This is a genomic window from Methylobacterium fujisawaense (assembly GCF_039619325.1).
Lineage (GTDB): Bacteria > Pseudomonadota > Alphaproteobacteria > Rhizobiales > Beijerinckiaceae > Methylobacterium > Methylobacterium fujisawaense.
Window position 1 is genome coordinate 673,457 of the sequence record NZ_CP155000.1, and the last position, 16,313, is coordinate 689,769.

The 16,313-nt window shown below is 69.2% G+C and carries 15 protein-coding genes; 5 read left to right on the forward strand and 10 right to left on the reverse strand.

Annotation, left to right across the window (positions count from 1 at the left end; genetic code table 11):
• The first annotated feature begins 3 nt into the window (after positions 1–3).
• The 3 genes from ABC766_RS03180 (at position 4) to ABC766_RS03190 (ending at position 4,078) form a co-directional block, all read left to right on the forward strand.
• Entirely contained in the window at positions 4–1,059 is a 1,056-nt protein-coding gene (locus tag ABC766_RS03180) for a glycosyltransferase family 2 protein (protein ID WP_051976372.1), read from the forward strand.
• Positions 1,060–1,224: 165 nt separating this feature from the next.
• Entirely contained in the window at positions 1,225–1,641 is a 417-nt protein-coding gene (locus ABC766_RS03185; RefSeq protein ID WP_043346792.1) for a hypothetical protein, read from the forward strand.
• 52 nt (positions 1,642–1,693) lie between these two features.
• Positions 1,694–4,078, forward strand: coding sequence for a glycosyltransferase family 2 protein (locus ABC766_RS03190; RefSeq protein ID WP_345821124.1), 2,385 nt, complete (start codon positions 1,694–1,696; stop codon positions 4,076–4,078).
• A 52-nt stretch (positions 4,079–4,130) separates the two neighbouring features.
• On the opposite strand, the gene ABC766_RS03195 is transcribed toward ABC766_RS03190, so the two are convergent.
• The 9 genes from ABC766_RS03195 to ABC766_RS03235 all read right to left on the reverse strand — a co-directional run bounded on the left by ABC766_RS03195 (position 4,131) and on the right by ABC766_RS03235 (position 14,560).
• A complete protein-coding gene (locus ABC766_RS03195; RefSeq protein ID WP_345821125.1) occupies positions 4,131–4,910 on the reverse strand; it encodes a class I SAM-dependent methyltransferase in 780 nt (259 codons plus the stop codon).
• 319 nt (positions 4,911–5,229) lie between these two features.
• Entirely contained in the window at positions 5,230–6,885 is a 1,656-nt protein-coding gene (locus ABC766_RS03200) for a GDSL-type esterase/lipase family protein (protein WP_345821126.1), read from the reverse strand.
• A gap of 23 nt (positions 6,886–6,908) precedes the next feature.
• A complete protein-coding gene (locus ABC766_RS03205; protein ID WP_043356761.1) occupies positions 6,909–8,153 on the reverse strand; it encodes a hypothetical protein in 1,245 nt (414 codons plus the stop codon).
• A 73-nt stretch (positions 8,154–8,226) separates the two neighbouring features.
• Complete coding sequence (locus tag ABC766_RS03210; protein WP_345821127.1) at positions 8,227–9,576, reverse strand: coagulation factor 5 8 type domain-containing protein; 1,350 nt, start codon at positions 9,574–9,576, stop codon at positions 8,227–8,229.
• A 254-nt stretch (positions 9,577–9,830) separates the two neighbouring features.
• Positions 9,831–10,781, reverse strand: coding sequence for an N-acetyl-gamma-glutamyl-phosphate reductase (gene argC / locus ABC766_RS03215; RefSeq protein ID WP_274928989.1), 951 nt, complete (start codon positions 10,779–10,781; stop codon positions 9,831–9,833).
• Between the two features lie 169 nt (positions 10,782–10,950).
• On the reverse strand, positions 10,951–11,436 hold the full coding sequence (gene rpsI, locus ABC766_RS03220; protein WP_043356850.1) for a 30S ribosomal protein S9: 486 nt from the start codon (positions 11,434–11,436) through the stop codon (positions 10,951–10,953).
• 2 nt (positions 11,437–11,438) lie between these two features.
• Entirely contained in the window at positions 11,439–11,900 is a 462-nt protein-coding gene (gene rplM, locus ABC766_RS03225; RefSeq protein ID WP_043356851.1) for a 50S ribosomal protein L13, read from the reverse strand.
• 690 nt (positions 11,901–12,590) lie between these two features.
• Positions 12,591–13,205, reverse strand: a complete 615-nt coding sequence (locus ABC766_RS03230; RefSeq protein WP_278306772.1) for a CoA-binding protein — start codon at positions 13,203–13,205, stop codon at positions 12,591–12,593.
• A gap of 56 nt (positions 13,206–13,261) precedes the next feature.
• Entirely contained in the window at positions 13,262–14,560 is a 1,299-nt protein-coding gene (locus ABC766_RS03235) for a nucleotide sugar dehydrogenase (RefSeq protein WP_345821128.1), read from the reverse strand.
• Positions 14,561–14,749: 189 nt separating this feature from the next.
• Between ABC766_RS03235 and ABC766_RS03240 the strand changes: the two genes are divergently transcribed.
• Entirely contained in the window at positions 14,750–15,016 is a 267-nt protein-coding gene (locus ABC766_RS03240) for a hypothetical protein (RefSeq protein WP_182593073.1), read from the forward strand.
• A gap of 143 nt (positions 15,017–15,159) precedes the next feature.
• On the forward strand, positions 15,160–15,513 hold the full coding sequence (locus ABC766_RS03245) for a hypothetical protein (protein WP_236952880.1): 354 nt from the start codon (positions 15,160–15,162) through the stop codon (positions 15,511–15,513).
• Positions 15,514–15,769: 256 nt separating this feature from the next.
• Here the strand turns inward: ABC766_RS03245 and ABC766_RS03250 are convergent, their stop codons facing one another.
• Positions 15,770–16,135 carry a c-type cytochrome gene (locus ABC766_RS03250; RefSeq protein WP_043357149.1) on the reverse strand — a complete coding sequence of 122 codons (366 nt, stop codon included), beginning with the start codon at positions 16,133–16,135 and terminating at the stop codon, positions 15,770–15,772.
• Between the last annotated feature and the right edge of the window lie 178 nt (positions 16,136–16,313).

Below are 16,313 nucleotides of genomic sequence, written 5' to 3' on the forward strand. Positions count from 1 at the left end.
CCGATGTTGCGGTTCCTGACCAAGTCCGCGCGCCCGCGGCCCGAAGCCCGCCCGCCGACGGCGCGGCGGATCTCGGTCGTCATCCCATCCTACAACCACGCGCCCTACATCGCGCAGGCGATCCGCTCCGTCCTGGATCAGGACCGCCCGGTCGATGAGCTGATCATCGTCGACGATTGCTCGACCGACGAGTCGCGGGCCGTCATCGCCCGGACGATCGAGGGCTATGCCGGACCGGTCCGGATCCAGTGCGCGCTGCTCGACCGCAACGGTGGGGCGCATGCGGCGATCGCGCTCGGCCTGTCCAAGGCCAGCGGCGACGCGCTCACCATCCTGAACTCAGACGATGCCTATGGCCCCGACCGGTTCCGGGTGATCTGCGACGCGCTGCCGCCGGAGGGTGATTTCATCGCCTTTACGGGTGTCGACTTCATGGACGATTCGGGTGCCCGGCTCGCCGAGGACGACCCGGTCCGCACGTGGTACCGTGACGTCCTGGGCCAGGCGGGGGCCTGCCCGACCGTTGGCTTCGCGCTCCTCCGCCACAACATCGCGGTGACGAGCGGCAACCTCGTCTTCTCGCGCGGGCTCTACGAGACGGTCGGCCCCTTCGCGGCCTACCGCATGTGCCACGACTGGGACTTCCTCATCCGCTGCATGGTCCACGTGGAGCCGGTCTTCGTGCCGACCCCGCACCTCCGTTACCGGACCCATGCGACCAACACGCTCAAATCCACCGGCGACCTGATGCACGGCGAGGGATCGGCGGCGCTGAAGACCTATCTGTCGCTGATCGCCCGGGGGGCGACGGACAACCGGCTGGCACCGACGCCCGAGAACTGGCCGGTCTACTTCCGGTTCTTCACCGCGACCTATGCGCCCTGGTTCACCGGCGAGCCGATCGAAACCGTCGCCCGGCAGCTCTTTCCGGACCCGGAGACGCAGCCCGCCTGGCTGTCGACGGAGGCCGGGGCGGCGGGCGGCTTCCGCACCGCCCCCTCCCCCGTGCAGGACGCCCTGGCGCTGCGCCGCGTCGTCGGTTTGCTGATGCCGCGCTGACACGCGGCCGGGCGCGCCGATGCCTCAGGGTTGACCGGTCTGGGGGGCAATCGTATCACCCCGCCTCACCCGACAGGAGCGCGCTGTCGCGCCGGTCCCCGGCCGTTCACGCCGCGCCCATGCGCGCCAGCTCCTGAGAGCGTCGCGACTGAGACGGAGCCGACCGTGGGCGAGGACGTGGAAGCGCTGCGGGCCGAGCTCGCCGAGACCCAGGCACGGCTCAAGGAGGCCCAGGGCGAACTCGCCCGTCTGGTGCGTCTGGCCGAGGCCGACCTTCAGCGCCGGCGCCCCGGTGAGCAGTCGAGCGTCGTCGCTTCCTCGGTCCGCAGGCCCGCCGCCAAGGAGGTGGCCGCCCGGATCGCCCGGTTCGCGCATCTCTACCGCGAGGCTGCCGCTGCCACGCCCGATCGTGCCCCCGTCGTACCCGAGGCGACGATGCTCGGATGGCTCGAAACCTCCGGGTTGTTCGACCGCCAGTACTACCTCGCGTGCAACGACGACGTCGCGAATGCCGGCGCCGATCCGACGCAGCACTATTACAACCACGGCTCCGAGGAAGGGCGCCTCCCCAGCACCCTCTGAGGGTCCGGTCTGGGGAAGTGGCCCGCTGACGCGCGTTCGAGGGATCTGATCGATGCAGGACGGTGCAGGAGAGGCCGCGCCGGCGCTCGAGCCGTGGCAGGACGACTTCGCGACGATCTACGCCAGCGGCCTGTTCGACCATATCGGCTACGCGACGCGCTATCCCGACGTGGGTCTCACCGACCTGTCGCCCCTCGAACATTACGTGAAGTACGGTGCCCGGCTCGGGCGCCGGCCCCGGGCCGATTTCACCGCGCCGCCGGACGAGACCTTCGACGGCAGCTTCGTCAATCCCTTCGCGGCCTGGATCCGGGCCCGCGCCGAGACCCAGCCCGCACCGGCCTGGAACCGGCCGGTCGTCTCGGTCCTGTGCATCACCTACAACCAGGCGGCCTTCATCCGGCAGACCCTGGACAGCATCCTCGGCCAGGCCACGGACTTCCCCTTCGAGCTGCTGGTCGGCGACGACCGCTCCACCGACGGGACCGCCGAGATCGTCGCCGAGTACGCCGCGCGCCATCCCAACCTCGTGGCGGTCCTGCGCAGCGAGAACCTCGGCCCGAATAGGAACTTCGCCGACCTCACGGCCCGCGCCCGCGGCGAGTTCGTGGCGATCTGCGAAGGCGACGATTACTGGACCGACCCGCGCAAGCTCCAGCGCCAGGTCGACTTCCTGCGGGCACGCCCGGAATTCACCCTCTGCTTCCATCGGGTGCGGGTGGTCTACGAGGACATGCCGGGGGTCGAGGAGCTGTACCCGAAGCAGTGCAGCCCGCAGCCGTCCCTGTCCGACCTCGTGGCCCACAACTTCGTCCAGACCAACAGCGTGCTCTACCGCTGGCGCTACCACGGTGCCGAGGCGTTCGCGTTCGACGAGGGCATCGCCCCGGGCGACTGGTACGTCCACCTGATGCATGCCGAGGTCGGGCGCATGGGCTTCCTGCCGGAGGTGATGGCGGTCTACCGCAAGCACGCCGCCGGGATGTGGGCGACCTACGCCACCGAACTCGCCCGGCACAAGAAGCTCGGCAATTCCGAGATCGCGTTCTTCCGCAAGCTGCGCGGCCATTTCGGCGGCCGCTACGCGGCAGGCTACGAGGCCGCGCAGAAATCGATCTTCCGCCGGTTGGCCGAGGCCTATCTCGACGAGGAGGACGTCCCGAGCCTCGGACGGCTGATCGAGGCCAATCCCGACATCGCCCGCGCGGCCTTGCACGACATGGGCCTCGACGCGCCCGATGCGCTCTCCGGTGAGCCGGACGCCTTGCGCGCGTGGCTGATGGAGCAACTCACCGTCAGCGTCATCGTCACGGCCTACAACCACGCCGCCGAGATCGGCCGCTGCCTCGACGCGGTGCTGGGACAGCGCGGGCTGTTCCGGATGCAGGTCGTGATCGGTGACGACACGTCCACCGACGGGACGGCCGAGATCGTCGAGAGCTACCGGGCGCGCCACCCGGAGCGGATCGTCGTCAGGCCCCGCCCGCAGAACCTCGGCATGCTGCGCAACATGCAGGACTGCCTCTCCGCCTGCACGGGCCGGTACGTCGCCTTCTGCGAGGCGGACGATTACTGGCTGTCCGACCGCAAGGTCGCCATGCAGATGCGCATGCTGCGCAACGACCGCAGCCTCGACATGTGCTTCAACTGGGTGCTGCTCCACTACCCGGCCACCGGCTCCTACCTGCCGCACGACGAGCAGGGCCGCTACCCGACCGGTACGATCAGCTTCCCGGTGCTGGCCAATTCGCCGCTCACCGCCAATTTCTCCTGCTGCTTCTACCGCGCCGAGGCCCTGCGCCGGGTGCCGGAGGCCTATTACGAGAACGCGTCGGCGGCCGACTGGCTGATGAACCTCTACGTCGCCGAAAAGGGGCGCATCGCGTTCCTGCGCGAATTGCTCTCGGTCTACACGGTTCAGGCCAAGGGCCAGTGGTCGGGCCTGCCGGAGGACATCAAGAACGCCCGGATCGCCCAGTACCAGAAGGAATTCGCCGGGATCTTCGGCGAGGGGCGCGGCTTCGAGAAGTACGAGGTCGGCTGCACCGTGGCCGAGCTCGACGGCGAATTGCCGGATTCCTTCGCCCGCGCCAACCTCGAAGCCCCGCAGGATCGGGTCTGGGCCGAGATCCAGGACGGGCAGGTGGTGCTGGCCGGCTGGGTCGTGTCGGCGAGCCGCGCCAAGGCGACCCTGGTCGTGGAGGTGGACGGCGAGGTCCAGCGCATCCCCGTGGACGTCCACCGGCCGGACGTGATCGCGGCGGTGCTCGGCGACATCCCCACCACCATGGAGGAGGCCCGCTGCGGCTTCCGCTTCACCCTACCCTACGCCCTCCACCTCGAGGTGCTGATCTCGATCGAGGTCGAGCACACGGTGGTGCCCTGGCTCTCGGTGATCTTCACCCACCGGGTCAAGCGGTCGGGTCAACAGGGGTAGAGCCCGTCCCCCGAGCCGACGGCGGTCCGGCCGCCTCAGGCTGCCTTCTCGCTCAGGCTGCCTTCTTGGCCACCAGGGAGTTTCCGCAGGCCAGCTCCTCCCGGGCGGATGCGGGCAAAGCCTCAAGCCACCTGCGCCACTGCTCCCCTTGAACGTCGAGGGCCATCAGCTCTCCGACCGTCATGTTGAGCAGTTCCGGCCGGATCTCGGCGGGCAGATGGTGGTTCAAGGCGCCCAGCACCCAGGAGACCGTGTAGGCGACCGTCTGGTTGACGAACGTGTCGCACAGCTCGACCGCGAACCCTTCGTCCTCGAAGATGGTCTTGAGCCCCTCCCGCGTCGCGTTGAAATAGTGGCTCGGGTAGCCGTGAACGGGTTGCAGGAAGGGCCAGTCGATGAAGACCGTCCCACCCTTGCGCAGCATGCGCCGCATCTCCCGGACGACAACCCAAGGCTGTCGGGTGTGTTCGAGGACGGCGAAGCAGCCGATGCCATCCAGAGTTTCGGATCGGATCGGGTACGGGCGGGTCGGATCGACGATGAGATCTGCCGAGCGGCTCGGGTAGACTTCCACATTCAGAACATTGTGGAATAGGATGTCGCCTCGATATCCGCATCCGAGGTCCATAAACAGCTTGTCCGGCTGGACTTCGACGAAGTGCGTGAAGATTTCGGGGAGATTGCCCTGGCTCTCGCTCTGGTAAGTCTCGAGATCGTAGGAGCGATCGGTGGTGAAGAGCGGAAATGTTCCTGCCTTCGACTGGTGCCACGGCGCCTCAAGGATATGTCTGAAGCGCTCGAACTTGGCCGCCCGATCCTCGGAGCTGATCATCGGAACGATTTCCTCTCGGACTGCGACAACCTAGAGAAGATCGACCATCCTCAGCAAAACGTAAACACTCTCCGAATGAGCGAAAAAAATTGAGATACGGCATCCAGAAGTTGCCGGCCTCGGAGGGCTGGCCGCCCTGCCGACGACCAGGGCCCGGAAGCCGGTAGCATGTTCTTCGGTGTGCAGATTTCGACGATGCCCGGTTGCCGCCGCGACGGGGGCGGGGCCTCGTTTGCCGGCTCCGGGAACCGGGCTCTCCGTCATCCGCTCAACGGCTGAGCGCCGGCTGAGCGCCGGCTGAGACGGAGCCGCGGCGGCCCTATCGCCTGCGGCCGCCCGTCAGCAAGCGGCGGACCCGCGTCATGGGGGAGCGGGGTTGCGCGAGCAGCCGCCGCACTTCGACAGCCAGCCGCGTCGCGACGATCTCGCGGGCGGGATCGTCGTAGTGGACGATGTCGTAGAAGGTCCCCTCTTCCCGGTCGCGAAAAATCCCGCTGAGGTCGAGGGCCGTGAAGGTGTGCCGGTAAGGGCGCCGCGCGGCGAGCTGCGCGGTGAACGCCTCCAGCTTGGCGTATTGCCGGTCGAGATAGGCCAGGAACGCCCCCGAGGCGACGCCGCGCTCCGCTTCGGTGAGGTGCCGCTTGCGCAGGATCGTCGGCTGCAGGACGCTGAGGATCGGCACTTGGTGGTCGTGCGACAGCTTGGTCAGCCGGTGGGCTGCGAGCGCGTAATGGTGGATGATGGCATCCTCCCAGCCGGGGCTCTGCCAGCCCACCTCGGCGCGCAGCCGCTTCAGCTCCTCGTAGATCAGCGTGATCAGCGCCTCGTAGGACAGACCGTCCTCGCGGGCCCGGGGATCGTGCGTGTCGAAGAAATGGTCGTAGAGCCGCTGGGTGATGAAGGCGTTGTAGGGATGGCCCGGCCGGGGATCGTAGGTCCAGGGCTGGAACAGGTCGGTGCTGCCGCTGAGCACGAGGATCGCGTCGGGAGCGTAGGTCACGAGACGCGACCAGATCAGGTGCGTCATCTGCGTGAGGCAGCTCGACATGACCCCGAAATTGTAGACCTTCGCGCTGTCGAGCCCCTCCGCCCGCAGGATCCGTTCGAGGCGGCCGGGAAGGGTGTTGGCGATGTCGCCGCCGTCGATGGTGGTCGAATCGCCGACGACCAGGATCCGGGTCTCGCCTTGCGGCTTGCGCTCCACGATGGGGGCGGCGTTGAGGAAGCCGTCGGCGTCGAACGGCACGCCGTAATGGCTGGCACCCGGTTTGCCGGCAAACTGGATGAACGGGCTCGGATAGCGCGTGTTCGAGTCGAGATAGCCGAAATGGTGCAGGAACTTGCGCCGGCGTACGGCGTCCTCGCTCTCCGGCGGGGCCCAGATCTGCTCGACACCCGGGGCCGTCAGGGCCGCCATCATCGCGTCCCGGAGCGCCGCATAGCCGGCGGCGTTGAGCCGGAGTCCGTCGTCGCTGAATCCAGGCCTCAGCGCGCCCGTCTCGGTGGCCAGGACGGCGTCGTAGTCAACGAAATGCGCCCCGTAGGTCCCCACGTGGTCGCGCAGCCACGCGTTGACGTCCCGGATGAGCGAGACCGGCAATCCGGCCGCGCCCGGCGCGGCCGGATCCACCGGCGGGATCGAGCCGACCCAGGTCCGCACGTAGAGGTCGCGTGCGTCCTGCAGCATGGCCGCGATATCGGCCACGATGCGGTCCAGCGACGGCGCCCGATCGCGGTTCAGGATATCGTCGCGGCCGCCGATGAGGTGGAGGCCCCGCGCGCCGTAAAGCGCGATGTCGGAGCGAAGCCGCCGCACCATGTCCCGGGTCGACTGCCCGCCGATCCCCCGCGCGACCGTCTGAGGGCCGGAGAAGAGCGGCGGCGTCTCGGCCGTCAGGTCCGCTGTCACCGAATCGCCGAAGAACAGGATCGGCCCGAACGGAAACAGCGGTTTGTCCTGTGCCGGGGCGCTCATGCGGGACTGATGGCTCTGTCGTCTCAGCGCGCCGCGAAGATCTCGACCCCGTCGAGGTGCAGGTACTGCTCCTCGTCGAGATCGATCTTCAGGTAGCGGAACCGGGCATTGTCGAATCGCAGGTGGAGGGGCAGGCCCGGATGGCAATGGGCGTCCACGGCATCGAAGACGAGACGGTAATCGGTCTCGGTCTCGCCCAGCCAGACGCGCATGAATTGCGCCCGTTCGCTGAGCTGCCCCCAGCGATTGTAGATCCGGATCTCCGAGACCCGCTCGACCGCGCCGAGATCGAGGACGAACCAGGGGTTCCGGTCGAGCCCGGTGTGAAAGAAGAAGGACGGGTCGCCGGTGGTGCGCTCCCCGTAGGTGCCGGTCGTCCCCGACCAGGCAGAGGCGGAGCTCGCCCGCCAGGTCTTGCCCAGCGCGATGTTCTCCGAGGGACGCGCCGTCACCAGCGTGTCCGTCTCCAGCTCCTCGATCAGGGTCCGGATCTGCTTGGACGGTTGCCGCAGCGGCGGGATCTCCAGATCGAGCTTGTAGATCAGGTTCGACAGGATGCTCTGGTCGAAGCGGTGGTCGATGAAGCCGTCGAGATCCGGCAGGCCCATCGCGTTGGGGCTGTCGGTGACGATGCGCGGATCGCCCGCGTAGCGCAGCCATTCGGCGACGAGGTGGCGGGTGGCGGGGCTCACCATGAAGGCGATCCAGGAGGCCTGGATCTGGTCGGCCTCCCAGTAGCGCTCCGCGTCGCAGTCCATCAGCACGAAGCAGTCGCGCTTGGTCCAGGCCCGCTGCGGCCGTCCGTGGAGCACGCCCACCGCGACCCGGCGCTCGGAGCCGTCGAGCCACGTGAGCAGCGGCGCCACCGGCGGCAGCGGATCGTCGCCCACCGCCTGCATGCCGGTGTCGCTGAAGACGATGAAGTCGCCGTCGCGGCGCTGCGCCAGCGCCTCGGCGATGACGTAGGGCTTCCAGGCCCAGTTCCCGGCGCCCCGGGACCGGTCGAGGATCCCCCGGTGCGCGCGGTAGAACGGCGTCTCGCGCAGCCGGTCGGGGGACCAGCTCTCGATCGTGTCGAAATCGCCCGTGGCGGCGGCCGCCGCGACCAGCCGGCGCTGGCTCTCGACGTAGTGATACTTGGCGGCGAAGCTGACCAGGGTGGCATGGCGCGGCCGGAGCCGACGCCGCTGCAGCATCAAGACCTCGGCGCGGTGCATGTCGAAGGCGTTGATGCGCAGGGCTTCCGATGGCTGGTCAGCGCTGGCCAAATCTGTCCTCCGACGGATGAGCCGGGCGCTTGTCACCGGTTTTGCCGGCTTCGGCAAGGCGGTCCCGGCGGGATCAGGCGTCGTCGAAGGCGAGGTTCTCGGCCGGGTAGTCGAGCATCAGGGCCCGCCGCTCGGGGGAGTTGTCCCATTCGCCCACCTTCGTGTAGGCGCCGGCCACGTCCAGCACCTCGACGACGCGCCCGATGGTCGGGATGCTCTTGAAGTGCTGCGGCCAGCCGGAGGCGAAGTAGAAGACCTGCTCGACATGCTCGGAGAGCTGGCAGACGCCCGGTCCGAAGGTGCCGAGCCCGAAGACGAGGTAGCGCCCGTTCATCAGCGCGGCGACGTCGTCGACGAGGGTGCCGCTCTGCGTCGTCAGGGGGACGCCGAGATCCGCGATCCAGGCTTCCAGAACCGGGATCACCGGGTTGAGCCGGTTCTCGAACACCATCGTGATCCGACGGATGCGGCTCTCCGACAGGAGCCGCCGGATGACCATCTGGTAGAAGGCGAGCGGCGGCTGCGGGTAGGTCGGCGCCACCCAGGTGCTGAAGATGTCCCCCGAGCGGATGTGGATCAGCAGCGCGTCGTCGGGCTTGGCGGGGATGGTCGGCGGCAGCCGGCTGAACAGCGGCCGGATGCAGGTTCGGACGATGTCCCGGGTCTCGGCGGGGCCGAGGGGGCCGGCGAGCTGCTGGATCCCGAGATCGAAATACATCCCCGACAGGAAGGCGCCGTCGTCCGGCAGGGGCGCGGAGCCGGGGATGAAGGTGATCCCGCCGCAGGTCAGCGGGCCGGTCAGCCCGATCACTTCGCTGCGGTCTGCGGCCGGGAGCTTGATGTATTTCAGGTTCAGGTTGCGGGCGATGCCGATGGCGAGCAGCAACTGGATCAGGCAGTTGCCGAAAGCGCCGCATTCGTAGAGCGCCAGCCCCACCAGGGCGCGCGAACGCGGCCGCTCGGCGCTGACGAGGCGGTAGGAGACGTAAGGGTTCGCGCCGGGCCGCTCGTCGGCCATGTCGAAGGGCACGTCCAGCACGCGCCGCAGGACGATGAGGTCGAAATCGGCCTGCGCGCACAGGACCTGTACCGCAGGCAGGCCGCTTCCGGCGGGCGCGTCCAGGGTGACGCGGACATGGCGCGCCCAGGCGCCCTCCCCGGCTCCGAGGATCAGGGCCGCGGCCTCCGCCCCGCTCTGGGAGGCGTCGAGGTCGGGCGTGCGCCAGACCTGTCCGTCATCGGACAGGGCGAGGCTCGGCCGCGCGGCACAAGCGGTTCCGATCTCGACGCGTCGAATCGGACATCGAAAGCCGAGATCGACCTGCAAGCTCAGGGTGCCGCGCGGCAGGGCGGTCTCGTCCGCCGCAGCGTCCCTGCTGCGCCAGGGCCGGCCGAACGCCACATCGATCAGGTCGCCGTTCATCGCCTCTCGCGGTGCGAAGGGAGCGGTTCGAGGGCCTTGCCTCACGGCCCTCTCTTCGCCGGCGGCGTCCCCTCTGTCGAGGAGGGCCTGAGGCTCGCGTTGCCGCGTCGTGCTCACGCGGAGCTCGACACGGCCCTCGACGTCTTGCGCGCGGGGCGAATCGAACGGGACGCGGCACGCCGCCGGACGGCGCGCGGCCCTCGATTCCTTCGCTCCGCGCGCAAAGCCGGGGCTGATGCGTCTGCTGCCGCCGGCTAGCCGTCGAGCCCGAGCATCAGCCCGAGATTCTGCACGGCCGCCCCGGAGGCGCCCTTGCCGAGATTGTCGAGCCGCGCCACCAGCACCGCCTGCCCGTGCTCGGACGAGCCGAACACCCGCAGCTCCAGCCGGTCGGTGTCGTTGAGGTCCTCCGGCTCGATCTTCTCGCGGTGCGCGCCGGTGGCGGCGCCCGGCACGACCTGCACCAGCGGCTGACCGGCGTACCAGTCGCGCAGGGCGGCCTCCAGGTCGGCGGCCGCCGGCCGGCCCGGCAGCGCGTCGAGATGGAGCGGCACGCTCACCAGCATGCCCTGCCGGAAGTTGCCCACGGCCGGCACGAAGATCGGCCGGCGGGTCAGCCCGCTGTAGCGCTGCAGCTCCGGCAGGTGCTTGTGGGCGAAGCCGAGGCCGTAGAGCTGGAACGGCGGCGCCGTGCCCTGCGCGTAGGCCTCGATCATGCTCTTGCCGCCGCCGCTGTAGCCGCTGACCGCGTTGATGCTGATCGGGTGATCGGCCGGGATCAGGCCGCCTTCCACGAGCGGGCGCAGGAGCGCGACGCCGCCGGTCGGGTAGCAGCCGGGATTGGCCACCCGCCGGGCGCGGGCCACCGCGGCCCCCTGCTCCCGGGTCAGCTCGGGGAAGCCGTAGGTCCAGCCCTCCGCGACCCGATGGGCCGTGCTGGCATCGAGGACGCGCGGGCCGCCGCCGGGCAGGCTGTCGGCGAGCGCCACGGTTTCCTTGGCAGCCTCGTCCGGCAGGCAGAGTACCACGAGGTCGACCTCGGCGAGCAGTGCCCGCTTGGCTTCCGGATCCTTGCGGTGCTCCGGCGCGATGCTGCGCAGGGCGACCCGCCCGTCGCGCTCCAGGCGCTCGCGGATGCCGAGGCCGGTGGTGCCGGCCTCGCCGTCGATGAACACGGTGGGCTTCTGTACGCCGTCGCCAGCCATCGTCCGTCTCGCTCTCTCCGAAAGGCAGTGCCGCCCGAGTCGGCCATCGCGGCCGGGAAACTGGTGAGCGCGGTGCGACAGCCTGTCAACGGCCGCGCCGCAGCCCCGAAACGCGAAAGGGCGGCTCCCGCAGGAACCGCCCTCTCCGTGACACCGGTGTGACCGGATATCAGCGCTTGGAGAACTGGAAGCTGCGGCGGGCCTTCTTGCGGCCGTACTTCTTACGCTCGACCACGCGGGCGTCGCGGGTGAGGAAGCCTTCGCGCTTCAGCGGGGCACGCAGCTCCGGCTCGTAGTAGGTCAGGGCCTTCGACAGGCCGTGGCGCACCGCGCCGGCCTGACCGGAGAGGCCGCCGCCCGCCACCGTGACGGTGATGTCGTACTGGTCGACGCGACCGGCGATCTCCAGCGGCTGGCGCAGGATCATGCGCAGCACCGGACGGGCGAAGTAGGTCTCCACCGGGCGCTTGTTGACCGTGACCGTGCCGTTGCCGGGCTTGATCCAGACGCGGGCGACCGCGTCCTTACGCTTGCCGGTGGCATAGGCCCGGCCCTGGGCGTCCAGCTTCTGGACGTGGATGGGCGCTTCGTTGGCCGGATCGACCGCGCCGGTATTCGACCGGTTGAGGTCGGCGAGGGACTGCAGGGTCGCCATGATCAAGCGCTCACGTTCTTGCGGTTGAGGGCGCCGACGTCGAGCGCCTGCGGCTGCTGGGCCTCATGCGGGTGCTCGGAGCCCTTGTAGACGCGGAGGTTGCCGAGGATCTGACGGAAGAGCGGGCCGCGGGGCAGCATGCGCTCGACGGCCTTCTCCACCACGCGCTCGGGGAAGCGCCCCTCGAGGATGAACTTGGCCGTGCGCTCCTTGATCCCGCCCGGATAGCCGGTGTGGTAGTAGTAGCGCTTCTGGACGTACTTGCGGCCGGTGAACTTCACCTTGTCCGCGTTGACGACGATGACATGGTCGCCGCAATCGACGTGGGGCGTGTAGGCGGCCTTGTGCTTGCCGCGCAGGCGCATCGCCACGATCGACGCAAGGCGGCCGACGACGAGGCCCTCCGCGTCGATCACGATCCACTTCTTGTCGACCTCGGCGGGCTTCAGCGAGGTGGTCTTCATAGCCAAATCCCAGGGGTTCCGACGGACCAGGGCCCCGACGCGTCGGGATCCGAGAACATCGGGGTGCCGAAAAACGAGCCGCCGCGTGGGGCACACGCGGCGGCGGTGGCCAGTGCATAGACGGGCCCGGATGCCGGGTCAACAGCGAAATCGGAAGTCGCGAAAAGGCGAGCAATCATATTGACTTGGCGGTTAAGGTATCAGAATACCACATCAAGGCAGGCACGGGACCGCAGAGGGCCGGGTCGGCTCTCCCCGTCACCGCCGCATCGTGAGGGGCCGCAGAGCGGCGGAGGCCTCCTTCAAGGCTCGCTGCGCTCACGCCTCGGAATCAGGGTGTCGGGTGGGCCGACCCGATCAGGCGGGAATCGTTCCCGATCGCGCTGAGGCGGGGGCGATAGCCGAGCCCGTTCCACGCGATGCGCGGGTCCCTCTCCCGTGCGGGAGCGGGACAGGGTGAGGGATCAGGTTCGTCCGGACGAGGCTCGCCTGTCCGAGCCGTGATGGTGCGCTCGACCGCGAAGCGTCGTGTCCCTCACCCCGACCCTCACCCGAACGGGAGAGGGAGCATGGCGCGGCTGTCTCGACCGGAATCGCCTTCCGTCCAGACCGTCGCAACGCGATCGGACGCGGCGCTGCCCACGGGGCGCTGGCCACGGGGCGCTGTCTCGGATCGTATGAGGATCGGATTCAGTCGCCCCGACGGCCCCGCTCCGCGATGGTCAGCTTCTGGACGCCCTTGGCCGCCAGCACCGGTTTCCGGGCGCTGAGGATCCGGGAATTCACGCCGGTCCAGCCGATCTCGCCCGAGAGCCGGCCGTACTCGATCTTGGGGCAGCGGTTCATGATCACCGTGAGGCCGCGCGCCTCGGCCCGGGCGGCGGCCGCGTCGTCGCGCACGCCGAGCTGCATCCAGATCACCTTCGGCGGCGGGCTGAGCGCCAGCGCCTCGTCGACCAGCGGCCCGGCGGCGGCGGAATTGCGGAAGATCTCGACCATGTCGATCGGCTGGTCGCCCAGGCTGGCCTGGACCTCGGCCAGGGAGGCCGCCACCCGGCGCCCGAGCAGGTCCTGGCCGGCGAGGCCGGGATTGACCGGCGTCACCACGTAGCCGCGGTCGAGCAGGTATTTCAGCACGATCCAGCTCGGGCGCGCCGGGTTCGCCGAGGCCCCGACCAGCGCGATCGTGCGCGTGGTGTTCAGGAGGGCGCGGATCTGCGCGTCGGGGTAGCGGGCGTGGCGCTCCGCGAGCGCCGCCAGGTCGCCGGGCGCGGGCTGCCGGTGATCGTGGCCGGTCTCGTCCATGGCGTGTCCCCTCGTCGTCCGGTTGATCGCAATGCTTGCCGGCGGCCCGGCAACGGTCACAGCCGCCAGACCTCGTAGCCCAGCCGTGCGAACGCCGCGCGCTCGTACAGCGCCTTCACGTCCACGATCAGGCCGCCGGGCTTCACCCGGGCGGCGATCGCCTCCGGCCCGAGCCGGGCATAATCCCGGTGCGGGACCGCGATCACGGCCGCGTCCGCGTCGGCGGGCAGGTCGGCCCAGTCGACGAGGGTGATGCCATACTCGGCCCGGGCCTCCGCCGATCCGGCGCGGGGATCGTGGACCGACACGGCGCAGCCGAATTCCTCCAGCTCCCGCACGAGGTCGGCGACCTTCGAGTTGCGCAGGTCCGCGCAGTTCTCCTTGAAGGTCAGGCCGAGGACGATGACCCGCGCCCGGCCGGCATGGCCGCCGCGCCGGACGATCCGCTTCACCGTGCTGCGCGCCACGTGGGCGGCCATGCTGTCGTTGATCCGGCGCCCCGCCAGGATCACGTGGGGATGATGGCCGATCATCGCGGCCTTGTGGGTGAGGTAGTACGGGTCCACGCCGATGCAGTGGCCGCCGACCAGCCCGGGGCGGAACGGCAGGAAGTTCCACTTGGTCCCCGCCGCCGCGAGGACCTCCTGCGTGTCGAGGTCGAGCTTGTCGAAGATCAGCGACAGCTCGTTCATGAGCGCGATGTTCAGGTCGCGCTGGGTGTTCTCGATGACCTTGGCGGCCTCGGCCACCCGGATGGACGAGGCGGCGTGGAGGCCCGCCTCGATGATCGACCCGTAGAGGGCTTTCAGCCGCTCCAGCGTCTCGGGCGTGTCGCCGGCGACGATCTTCACCACCTTGGCGAGGCTGTGCTCCCGGTCGCCCGGATTGATCCGCTCCGGCGAGTAGCCGACGAAGAAATCCGTCTTCCAGCGCAGGCCGGAGGATTGCTCGAGGACGGGGATGCAGACCTCTTCGGTGGCGCCGGGATAGACGGTGGATTCGAACACCACGGTCGCGCCCGGCCGCATGTGCCGCCCGACGAGGTCCGAGGCCCGGATCAGCAGGGTGAAATCGGGGCTCTGGGCCGCGTCCACCGGGGTCGGGACCGTGACGATGATCACGTCCGCCGCGCTCAGGGCGGCCGGGTCGTCGGTGATCGCGAGGTGCCCGGCCGCCCGGAACGCCGCCGCGTCGATCTCTCCCGCCGGGTCGTGTCCGGCCCGGTAGGCCGCCACCTTGTCGGCGGCGCGCTCGTAGCCGATCGTGATCCGCGCCCGGCCGAACGCCAGGGCGAGCGGGAGCCCGACATAGCCCAGGCCGACGATCGCCACGCTGTCTGCCGAGCTGTCCGCCACGCCGGATCCCTCTGCGGGCTCGGAAGGCGCCGATGACGGTCCGGCCGCCGGGCGCGTATAGGGGCGGCCCGGGTCCGCGTCGACTCGCTTCGGCCCGCGCGGCGCGTCGCCGGCCGGTCGCGGCGCACCAAGACCACCTGACCGACGGGCAGAGACCGATCGAGCCCGGGGCGCGCATGAGGCGAGACGATGCCTGACCTCCGCTGGACCGAGGGGCCGGTCCACTGCACCGACCTCGTGGACGGCACCGGCAAGGTCTTCGGCTATGTCGGCCCGTGCGCCGCGGGCATGCGCGGCTACGTCGTCCAGTCCGGATCGGAATGGCCGCCGCGCCCGGCCGCCTTCGCCGATCACCCCGCGGCCGACGCGGCCCGCGCCTGGGTCGAGGCCGAAGTGTCCGCGCGCGCCTTTCGGCCCGTCCGCATCATCCGGGAGGCCGGCGCGCCGGTCTCCTGATTCCCCGGGGCGGCTCAGGACCGCGTCAGCCTCGCCCGGCTTCGCTGCGGCGCGGATGCCGGGGGTGCCGGCGTGTTCGGGCTCCGGGGCGCAACGTGCTATGAGTCCCGATCGCCCTGTCGCGGGCCCTGAGGTCGATCATCATGCGCACGATCATGCTCGCCGCCGCCCTGCTGGCCCTGCCCGTCCCGGCCTCGGCGCTGTGCCGCTGCACGTGCGTCCGGGGCGAGATGAAGGCGATCTGCCAGGAGACGGACCTCACGATTCCGATCTGCCAGGGGCTCTGCGAGACCACGATCCGACCGGACCGGGTCATCATTCCGCTCGCCGGCGCCCGGCAGGCCTTCGAGCCGGCCCAGTCGACGAACCCCGCGCCCGGCGGCCTCGTGTCGCCCGATCTCAGCCTGGACACCAATCCGAACGGCACCCAGCTGGGAACGCCGAGCCAGCTCTCCGGAAGCGTCGGGTCGAGCTTGTCCTCCGGCAGCGGACGCTGAGCCACGAAAAAGCCCCGCGCGGCGGGTGCCGGCGGGGCTGAAGGTTGAGGACGCCCGGTGCGTTACGTCGGGCGACTGGTTTTAGAATACCATCATTGCTCGCGATGTGAAGCTCTCGCGATGACAAATCCGGCAGATAATTTTTTCAATACTGTAGAGTGACGAATAAATCCCCGTCCGGCTCGGCCGGACGGGGTGAAATCAGTGAATCCAGAACGCCGATCGCTCGTGTCGCCGCTCCGAAGGCGGATCGGCCTTACGACTGGGTCTTCAGATAGGCGATGACGTCGTTGATCTTCTTGTCGTCCGTGATGCCCTGGAAGATCATCTTGTTGCCCGGGACCTTCGCCTTCGGGTTCTTCAGCCACTCGTGCAGGTTGGCCTCGTCCCAGGTGATGCCCGAGTTCTTCAGGGCGGCGGAGTAGTTGTAACCCTCGTAGGTGCCCGCTTTGCGGCCGACGACACCCTTCAGGTCAGGGCCCACTCCGTTCTTCTGGAAATTGTGGCACGCCTTGCAGGGAGCGAACGCCTTCTCGCCGGCGGCCGCGTCCCCGGCCTCCTGGGCCTGCGCCGCGAGGGGCATGACGACGGCGAGGACGGCGCCGAGTGCAAGCATACGCATGTATAGACCCCGAATTGATCAGATAAGATTCGCATTTCTGACAGAAAAACTCTTCGATGCAAGGGAAAAAATCTGCGCAGGCGTGCAGATTATATTGAACGATGCATCAAACAATTTCGGATGTCATGCCCGGTTCCGCGGTTTGCTCTCGGCGCGTCTCGGCAGGCCTCGGATCGGT